The sequence below is a fragment of the Roseateles sp. P5_B10 genome, from assembly GCF_056400485.1.
The window spans coordinates 1-7,805 of sequence record NZ_JBFULE010000196.1 but is presented as its reverse complement, the minus strand read 5'-3'; the positions used below and the strand labels follow the sequence as shown (position 1 = coordinate 7,805).

Here is a 7,805-nt window from a genome sequence, read left to right as displayed (position 1 = left end):
GTGCTGGAGGACAGGGCCCGCAATGACTTTGACTTTGCCCGTCGCAAGGTCGCCGAGGACACGCGCCGCGCCTTCTTCGGCGTGCAGTCGCTGAAGGCCCAGGTTGGCGCCTACGAGGCTGCCGAGTCGTCCACCAAGCTGGCTCTGGAAGCCACCCAACTGGGTTACAAGGTCGGTGTGCGCGTGAACCTGGACGTGCTGAACGCCCAGACCCAGCTCTACACGACCCAGCGTGACCTGGCCAAGRCACGCTATGACGTCGTCGTCAACAGCCTCAGGCTGCGCCAGGCCTCGGGGCAACTGCGCCCCGAAGATGTGGCCGCTGCCAACGGCTTGCTCGCGCGCTGAGAGCCTGGTTCTTCTTTCATCAAGCCCCGCTACGGCGGGGCTTTTTGTTGGCCGCGGCCAGTGGCGGCGGGGACTCGGGCTCGGCCGCCGGCAGGGGCTTGAGCGGCGCATGCTCGCGCAGCGCACGCAGGATGATGGCCGTTGAGGTCGGAGCCTGCTGGCAGAAGCGCGACAGCACCGCCTTCAAGTGGGCGACGTCACGCACGGCGATCTCGAAAATCCAGCTGTCCTCCCCGGTGACGTCATAGGCGGTCAGCACTTCCGGGCTGGATTCCAGCGCGCGCAGCAGCAGCGGCTCGTCCATGCTCTCGATGCGGATGACGGCACGGATCGCGTAGCCGAGCTTGCCGGCGTCCACGACCGCCCGGTAGCCGCGGATGACGCCGCCTTCCTCCAGCTTGCGCACTCGCTCGGTCACGGCCGGCTGGCTCAGGTGCACGCGCCGGCCCAGCTCGGCCATGGTCAGGCGGGCGTCGGCCTGCAATTCCGCCAGGATGCGATGGTCATGCTGATCGAGCTCGATGGCCATGAAATTCTCTAGAAGTCGACGGAATGTTCTTGAATATTAAGGCGAAGTGCTGGCGCAACCTTCAAGTACCCATGTCATGAAAGAGCCGAAATTTCTACGATGCCGGCCATGAACACGACGACGCTGCCCCTCAAGAACGCCCCCGGTTTGAGTCCTTTGCTGCTGCTCTGCCTGGCCGCCACCTGGCTGGTCTGGGGCTCGACCTATCTGGCCATCAAGATCGCGCTGATCAGCCTGCCGCCCTTTTTCCAGATGGGCAGCCGTTTTCTCGTCGCCGGCGTGCTGCTGGCGGGCTGGATGCGCTGGCGCGGCGCGCCATGGCCGAGCCGGCGCCAGTGGCTGCATGCCCTCGTCATCGGCGGGCTGATGCTGGGCGGCGGCATGGGTGGCACGGCCACGGCCGAGCAGACCGTGGGCTCGGGCCTCGTCGTCGCCTTCATTGCCGTGATGCCACTGATGATTGCCGGCCTCAACCTGCTGTGGGGCGAGAAGCCGACGCGGCTGGAATCGGCGGGCATCGCCCTCGGCCTGGTGGGCGTGCTACTGCTGACGCAGGGCCAGGGCTTTGGCGCATCGCCCGCCGGCCTGGTGGCCATCAGCGTGGCCTGCGCGAGCTGGGCCGTGGGCAGCGTGTTGTCGCAACGCAGCCTGCCACTGGCGCCCGGGCCCATGGGCTTTGCCAGCGAGATGCTGGCCGGTGGCCTTCTGCTGATGGGCTTGAGCCTGGTGAGCGGCGAGACCTTGCCCGGCCATATCGAGCCGCAAGCGCTGTGGGCCTGGGCCTATCTGGTCGTGTTCGGCTCGCTGGTCGCCTTCAATGCCTACATGGTGCTGCTGGCGCAGGCCTCGGCGGGCCTGGCGTCGAGCTATTCCTTCGTCAACCCTGTCATCGCCATGCTGCTTGGCGTCACGCTGGCCGGCGAGCAGATCAGCGGCCACGAGTGGCTGGCCGCGGGCATCGTCCTCGTGGGTGTCGTGCTGCTGCTGATGGGGCGGGCGAGGGCCTAGCCACCCGCGCGGATATTGGCCTGCAGGGCCGGCTGCATCAGCCGGGGCGCGGCCAGCGTCGCATCGCGCGCCTGGCGCATCGCGACGAACTCGGCTTCACTGACGCCGTCATGCGCGTGAATGTTGGCGGCGCGCTGCTCGGCCACTGTCGTTTCCCAGCGCGCCTGGCGGCCGACCGGGTAGTCGTGGCAGACGAAGAGGCGGGTCTCGGGCGGCAGGGTCAGAAGCCGGCGGATCGAGCGGTAGAGCGCGGCGGCGTCACCGCCGGGAAAGTCGGCACGGGCGCTGCCGCCGTCGGGCATGAAGAGGGTGTCGCCGATGAACACGGCGTCCTCGATGCGGTAGGCGAGGTCGGCTGGCGTGTGCCCGGGCACGAGCAGGGCGGTGGCCTCGATGCTGCCGATGCGGAATGACTCGCCGTCGCGCAGCAGGCGGTCGAAGCCGTCTTCTTCAGAGGGCCAGCCGCGCAGGCGGCCCAGCGTGGCTTGCACTTCGCGGGTGTGCTCGCCGATGGCGATCAGCCCGCCTGCTCGGGTGCGCAGGTACCGAGCGGCAGAGACATGGTCGGCGTGGACATGGGTCTCGAGGATCCACTGCAAGGTGAGACCTTGCTCGCGCAGATGCACGAGCAGCATGTCTGCGCTGAGCGTGCTGGTGCTGCCGGCGGCAAGGTCGTAGTCCAGTACCGGGTCGATGACGGCCGCCTGGCGGGTGGTCGGATCGCTCACGACATAGCTGACCGTTCCGGTGACGGCGTCGTGGAAGCCCTGGATGGCGACAGTCATGGGGAATGGCCGGCGATGGAGAAGGCATGATTATATCGATTGATATAATGTTTGCCATGCCGAGACCCCCCACCCTTGATGTCCAGACCCTGCGCCAGGCAGCAGGCGAGGCCGTCGCTGCCCTGAAGGCCCTGGGCAATCCCGAGCGCCTGTTGTTGCTGTGCCAGATGTCCCAGGGCGAGATCAGCGTTGCCGATCTGGAGGCCCTGCTCGACATCCACCAACCGACGCTGTCGCAGCAGCTGGGCGTGCTGCGCCGCGAGGGCATGGTGGCCACGCGGCGCGAGGGCCGGAATGTTTTCTACAGCGTGGGCGATCCGCGCTTGCTGGCGCTGCTGCGCACCCTCTACACGCAGTACTGCCCCAAGGAGAACACATGACCGTGGACTGGCCTGCCTTCACACCGTGGCCCGCCCTGGCTGGTGGCCTGCTTGTCGGCCTGGCCGTCGCAGTGCTGGTGCTGGGAGCGGGTCGCATTGCCGGCATCAGCGGCATCGTCGGCGGACTGCTGCGGCCGTTAGCCGGTAACCGCGCCTGGCGCGTGGCCTTCCTGGCCGGGCTGCTGGTGTCGCCGTGGATCTTTGCGCTGTTCGCGGGCCTGCCACGGCCGCGCATCGACGCCGCTTGGAGCACGCTGCTGGTAGCCGGCCTGCTGGTCGGCATCGGCACGCGATATGGCGCTGGCTGCACCAGCGGTCATGGCGTCTGCGGCCTTTCGCGGCTGTCGCCGCGCTCTGCGGTTGCGACAGTCGCGTTCATGGCGGCTGGTTTCGCGACCGTCTTCGTGCTGAGGCATTTGCTGTRAAGAAAGTGCTGATCGCCGCGTTCGCGGGCCTGTTGTTCGGGCTGGGGCTGATCGTGTCTGGCATGGCATCCCCGACCAAGGTGCTGGGCTTTCTGGACCTGGCAGGCGCTTGGGACCCCTCGCTGGCCTTTGTCATGGCGGGCGCCATCGCGGTCGGTCTGCCGGCCTTTGCGTGGGCACGCCGGGCCAACGTGCAGTTGCCAGAGGCAACGCGCATCGACCGCCGCCTCGTCGGTGGCAGCCTGTTGTTCGGCATCGGCTGGGGCCTGGTTGGCCTGTGTCCCGGCCCGGCCTTGGTCGTGCTGGGCCTGGGCGATGCCAAGGCGCTCGGCTTCGTCGCGGCGATGCTGGCCGGCATGGCGATCTTCGAGGTGCTGGAGCGCCGAAAAGCATGAGACAAAATCCGCGCCCATGCTGTTTCTGCTCTCGCCCGCCAAGTCCCTCGATTACGACACGCCGACGCCGCCCGAACTGGCGCCGGCGCTGACCCGCCCGCAGTTCCTTGACGACACGGCCGCCCTCATCGACCTCCTGCGCACCAAGAGCGTGGACGATGTGCGCGGGCTGATGGACTTGTCCGAGCCGCTGGCCCAGCTCAATGTCGACCGCTACGCTGCCTGGCGGCCGCGCTTCACCGAGCACAACAGCAAACCGGCCGTGCTGGCCTTCAACGGCGACGTCTACGACGGCCTGGATGCCAGGACGCTGCGCGCCGATGACCTGGCCTGGGCGCAGCAGCACGTGCGCATGCTGTCGGGCCTGTACGGCATCCTCCGGCCGCTGGACCGCATGCAGCCCTACCGCCTGGAGATGGGCACGCGACTGGCCGGTGACCATGGCGCCAGCCTCTACGACTACTGGGGCGATCGCCTCGCCCTGCATCTGAACAAGCTGGCGCGGGGCGAGAAGGTGCCCGTCATCGTCAACCTGGCGTCGCAGGAATACTTCCGTGCCGCGGACCGCAAGGCGCTCAAGCCCAGGGTCGTCGACTGCCAGTTCGAGGACTGGAAGAACGGCGAATACAAGATCATCAGCTTCTTCGCCAAGCGTGCCCGTGGCCTGATGGCGCGCTATGCCATCCAGCATCGCCTGGAGACGCCCGAGGCGTTGAAAGGCTTCAACCTGGACGGTTATCGTCTGGCCCCTGAGGTGTCTTCTCCCGACCGACTCGTCTTCCGCCGCAAGTCATGAGCCAACAAGTCATCACCCCCGAGCTGTGTGAATGGATCACCGAGCAGAGCCGTGCCGGCCACGCGTCAGAAAGCATCCTGGCCGCGATGCTGGGCAGCGGCTGGGATGAGAGCATCGCCCGCCAGGCGCTGGCGCGCACCCTGGGCGAGGTGGCCACGCTGACGCCGCCGCCCGGCGCAACCGTCGGGCTGCCCGAACCCGAGCTGAGCCGCTTCTCGCCCGTCATCGATGCCGGCGACCGCCAGGTCAAGGTCTTGATGGCCTTGCGGCAGCCGCGCGTTATCGTCTTTGGCGACCTGCTGTCGGAAGAGGAGTGCGACGGCATCGTCGCGTTGGCGACCAAGCGCCTGGCGCGCTCCGAGACCGTGGCCACCGGCGGCGAGGGCAGCGAGGTGAACGCCGCACGCACCAGCGACGGCATGTTCTTCGAGCGCTGTGAGACCGAGCTGATCCGCAAGATCGAAGCACGCATTGCGACGCTGTTGCGCTGGCCGCTGGACCACGGCGAGGGCCTGCAGGTGCTGCACTACCGGCCGGGCGCTGAATATCAGCCGCATTACGACTACTTCGACCCGGCTCACGTCAGCACGCCGGCCATCCTGAAGCGCGGCGGCCAACGCGTTGCGACGCTTGTCATGTACCTGAACACGCCCACCGCCGGCGGCTCGACCATCTTCCCGGACATCGGCCTGGACGTCGCACCCGTCAAGGGCAACGCCGTCTTCTTCAGCTACGACCGGCCCCACCCCGCCACGCAGACCCTGCATGGCGGCTCGCCGGTGCTGGACGGCGAGAAATGGGTGGCGACGAAATGGCTGCGTCAGGGCGTCTTCACCTGATCGGGCGGATCACGCCGTTGCGGCAATGCCTGCGACCAACAGGCCGACGCCGACGACCAGCAGCACGAAGTAGCCCATGCTGAGCAGCAGGCCGCGCCAGATGGCGCCGAACCAGCTGAGCCGGTAGACATTGCGCATCGCCACCAGCCCCTGGCCGAAGACGGCGAAAGTCATCAAGCCTTCGATGTTGGCCGCCATGGCCAGCAGCAGGGCCAGGAACCACAGGCTGTGGCTGTGCAGCGAAAACACGAAGTGCTCGGCATAGCGCCTCCCGCTGCCGGCAAACATGGCCAGCAACAGGGCTGCGAAGACCGGCTGCATGGCCAGCATGCCGTAGGGCGCCAGCGCACTGAAGCGGGCCTTCCACTGGTCGCCTGTCATCGACTTGCCTTTCGTGACCAAGCCCGTCACCAAAAGCTCGCTGCGGCTGCAGGCCTCGGGATGCTGCTCATCGCAGCCCAGCTTGGTGTTGACCGATTTCTTGCCCTGGCCGGCCGTGCTTGCCGCCTCGGCCTCAGCCTCGGCCGGCGTCTGCCCAGGCTTGACTTTCACCTTCACTGGCTTGCCGGGCGCGGCCGGTTGGCTGGACTCGACGTCTGCCTCCTGCTCCTCGTGTTTTCCGTGCTGCAGCAGGTGATAGCCGACGAAGAACAGGAAGCTGGCGGTCAGATAGACCCGCAGCGGCAGCACATAGCGCCGCCGCTGGCCGCGGAAATAGGCGTTGGTCAGATGACCCGGCAGGCAGACCAGCGCCCACAGCGTGCGCCACAGCGGCCCGTCGAAGGCGACGTAGTGCCCCAGGTACTCGGTGAACATCTCGCGCACCGAGGGCGGATGCAGGTCGGTCTCCTGGCCGCAATGGCCGCAGTAGACCGGGCGCGGCGTGGCCAGCGTGAAGTGGCAGTTGCGGCAGTAGGGCAGCTCGGGCGCGCCGTGGCTCTTGGGGCTCGTTGGGCTCATGCGGACAGCAGTTTGTTGATCAGCTCGGGCGTGCTGCCCGCCTGGTATTTCTTCATCAGCCGGCCGCGGTAGATGTCCACCGTGCGCGGGCTGACGCCCAGGCGTCGGCCGATGAGCTTGCTGGTCTGGCCCTCGACGAGCAGGGCGGCGATCTCGCGTTCGCGCGGCGTCAGGTCGGCCGTGATCTGGCGGCGCGCCGACAGATCCTCAAAGCTCCAGATGCCGCGGGCATGCGGGTCGGCCGGGTCCAGCGCGCGGCCGGTCACGTGGCACCAGAACAGCTCGCCGCTACCCAGGCGACGCATGACGCGGTCGTCGGCATAGTGGCCCTGGGCATCCAGGCTGGCGACGATGCGCGCGCCGGTGCGCTCGAACTCGACGGCGCTGGGGTACATGACGGCAAAGCTTTTGCCCAGGAGCTGCTCGCGCGTGGCCGCGAACATCTGCAGCACGCGCTCATTGCAGTCGACGATCTGGCGCTGGGCGGACAGCACCAGGCCGATCGGGGCGAGCTGGAAGGCGCTGCGGTAATCGAGGGCGGCGGGTTCCACTTAGGCGAATTCGCTTAATCGACTTCGGAAGGCGCGCGATAGTACCCTTCGCGCTTCACCCGAAAGGCAGGAGACGGCATGAACAAGGTGTACCCGAGCGCTGAGGAAGCGCTGCGCGGCGTCGTGAAGGACGGACAGATGCTCGCGGTCGGCGGCTTCGGCCTGTGCGGCATCCCCGAGGCGCTGATCACGGCCCTGCGCGACAGCGGCGTCAAGGACCTGACGGTCATCTCGAACAACGCCGGCGTCGACGGCTTTGGCCTCGGCGCGCTGCTCGTCACGCGCCAGATCAAGAAGATGATCTCCAGTTACGTGGGCGAGAACAAGGAGTTCGAGCGTCAGTACCTGGCCGGTGAGCTGGAGCTTGAATTCACGCCACAAGGCACCTTGGCCGAGAAGATGCGCGCTGGTGGCGCCGGCATCCCGGCCTTCTTTGTGCGCACCGGCGTGGGCACGCTGATCGCCGAGGGCAAGGAATCGCGCGAGTTCGACGGCGAGACCTACATCCTGGAGAAGGCCCTGGTGCCCGACGTCGCGCTGGTCAAGGCCTACAAGGCCGACAAGAGTGGCAACCTCGTGTTCCGCCGCACCGCGCGCAACTTCAACCCGGCTGCGGCCATGGCCGGCAAGCTGACGGTTGTCGAGGTCGAGCACCTCGTTGAGACGGGCGAGATCGACCCGGACGACGTGCATCTGCCGGGCATCTATGTGCACCGCATCGTTGTCAATGCCAACCCCGAGAAGCGCATCGAGAAGATGACTCTCAGCCCGAAGAAGGAGGCTTGAGAT

12 protein-coding genes are annotated in these 7,805 nt (G+C 67.3%); 8 read left to right on the top strand and 4 right to left on the bottom strand.

Annotated elements, in window-relative coordinates; translation table 11 throughout:
• The coding region (locus AC1DU6_RS13965) for a TolC family protein (protein WP_477857813.1) at nt 1-348 on the top strand (348 nt) is incomplete at its 5' end.
• A gap of 19 nt (nt 349-367) precedes the next feature.
• Here AC1DU6_RS13965 and AC1DU6_RS13960 read toward each other — a convergent pair.
• Nucleotides 368-877 carry an Lrp/AsnC family transcriptional regulator gene (locus AC1DU6_RS13960; RefSeq protein WP_477857812.1) on the bottom strand — a complete coding sequence of 170 codons (510 nt, stop codon included), beginning with the start codon at nt 875-877 and terminating at the stop codon, nt 368-370.
• Nucleotides 878-985: 108 nt separating this feature from the next.
• On the opposite strand from AC1DU6_RS13960, the gene yedA reads away from it, so the two are divergent.
• Nucleotides 986-1,885 carry a drug/metabolite exporter YedA gene (gene yedA / locus AC1DU6_RS13955; RefSeq protein WP_457325352.1) on the top strand — a complete coding sequence of 300 codons (900 nt, stop codon included), beginning with the start codon at nt 986-988 and terminating at the stop codon, nt 1,883-1,885.
• Here yedA and AC1DU6_RS13950 read toward each other — a convergent pair.
• A complete protein-coding gene (locus AC1DU6_RS13950; protein WP_056193406.1) occupies nt 1,882-2,670 on the bottom strand; it encodes an MBL fold metallo-hydrolase in 789 nt (262 codons plus the stop codon). The two genes, yedA and AC1DU6_RS13950, sit on opposite strands and share 4 nt — an antisense overlap.
• Before the next feature lie 56 nt (nt 2,671-2,726).
• On the opposite strand from AC1DU6_RS13950, the gene AC1DU6_RS13945 reads away from it, so the two are divergent.
• The 5 genes from AC1DU6_RS13945 to AC1DU6_RS13925 are packed head-to-tail and all read left to right on the top strand — an operon-like array spanning nt 2,727 to nt 5,505.
• On the top strand, nt 2,727-3,050 hold the full coding sequence (locus AC1DU6_RS13945; protein ID WP_457446047.1) for a metalloregulator ArsR/SmtB family transcription factor: 324 nt from the start codon (nt 2,727-2,729) through the stop codon (nt 3,048-3,050).
• The gene (locus AC1DU6_RS13940) at nt 3,047-3,475 is read left to right on the top strand and encodes a YeeE/YedE family protein (protein WP_457325350.1); all 429 of its coding nucleotides are present in this window, start codon (nt 3,047-3,049) and stop codon (nt 3,473-3,475) included. The genes AC1DU6_RS13945 and AC1DU6_RS13940 overlap by 4 nt, the downstream gene beginning before the upstream one ends.
• 5 nt (nt 3,476-3,480) lie before the next feature.
• A complete protein-coding gene (locus tag AC1DU6_RS13935; protein WP_056193494.1) occupies nt 3,481-3,870 on the top strand; it encodes a DUF6691 family protein in 390 nt (129 codons plus the stop codon).
• A 16-nt stretch (nt 3,871-3,886) separates the two neighbouring features.
• On the top strand, nt 3,887-4,666 hold the full coding sequence (gene yaaA / locus AC1DU6_RS13930; protein ID WP_457325348.1) for a peroxide stress protein YaaA: 780 nt from the start codon (nt 3,887-3,889) through the stop codon (nt 4,664-4,666).
• The gene (locus AC1DU6_RS13925) at nt 4,663-5,505 is read left to right on the top strand and encodes a 2OG-Fe(II) oxygenase (RefSeq protein WP_056193415.1); all 843 of its coding nucleotides are present in this window, start codon (nt 4,663-4,665) and stop codon (nt 5,503-5,505) included. Before yaaA ends, AC1DU6_RS13925 begins: the two co-directional genes overlap by 4 nt.
• Before the next feature lie 9 nt (nt 5,506-5,514).
• On the opposite strand, the gene AC1DU6_RS13920 is transcribed toward AC1DU6_RS13925, so the two are convergent.
• Nucleotides 5,515-6,465, bottom strand: coding sequence for a DUF3667 domain-containing protein (locus AC1DU6_RS13920; RefSeq protein WP_056193418.1), 951 nt, complete (start codon nt 6,463-6,465; stop codon nt 5,515-5,517).
• On the bottom strand, nt 6,462-7,016 hold the full coding sequence (locus AC1DU6_RS13915) for a LuxR C-terminal-related transcriptional regulator (protein ID WP_056193421.1): 555 nt from the start codon (nt 7,014-7,016) through the stop codon (nt 6,462-6,464). Before AC1DU6_RS13915 ends, AC1DU6_RS13920 begins: the two co-directional genes overlap by 4 nt.
• A 78-nt stretch (nt 7,017-7,094) precedes the next feature.
• On the opposite strand from AC1DU6_RS13915, the gene AC1DU6_RS13910 reads away from it, so the two are divergent.
• Complete coding sequence (locus tag AC1DU6_RS13910; RefSeq protein WP_457446037.1) at nt 7,095-7,802, top strand: CoA transferase subunit A; 708 nt, start codon at nt 7,095-7,097, stop codon at nt 7,800-7,802.
• Nucleotides 7,803-7,805: the final 3 nt, after the last annotated feature.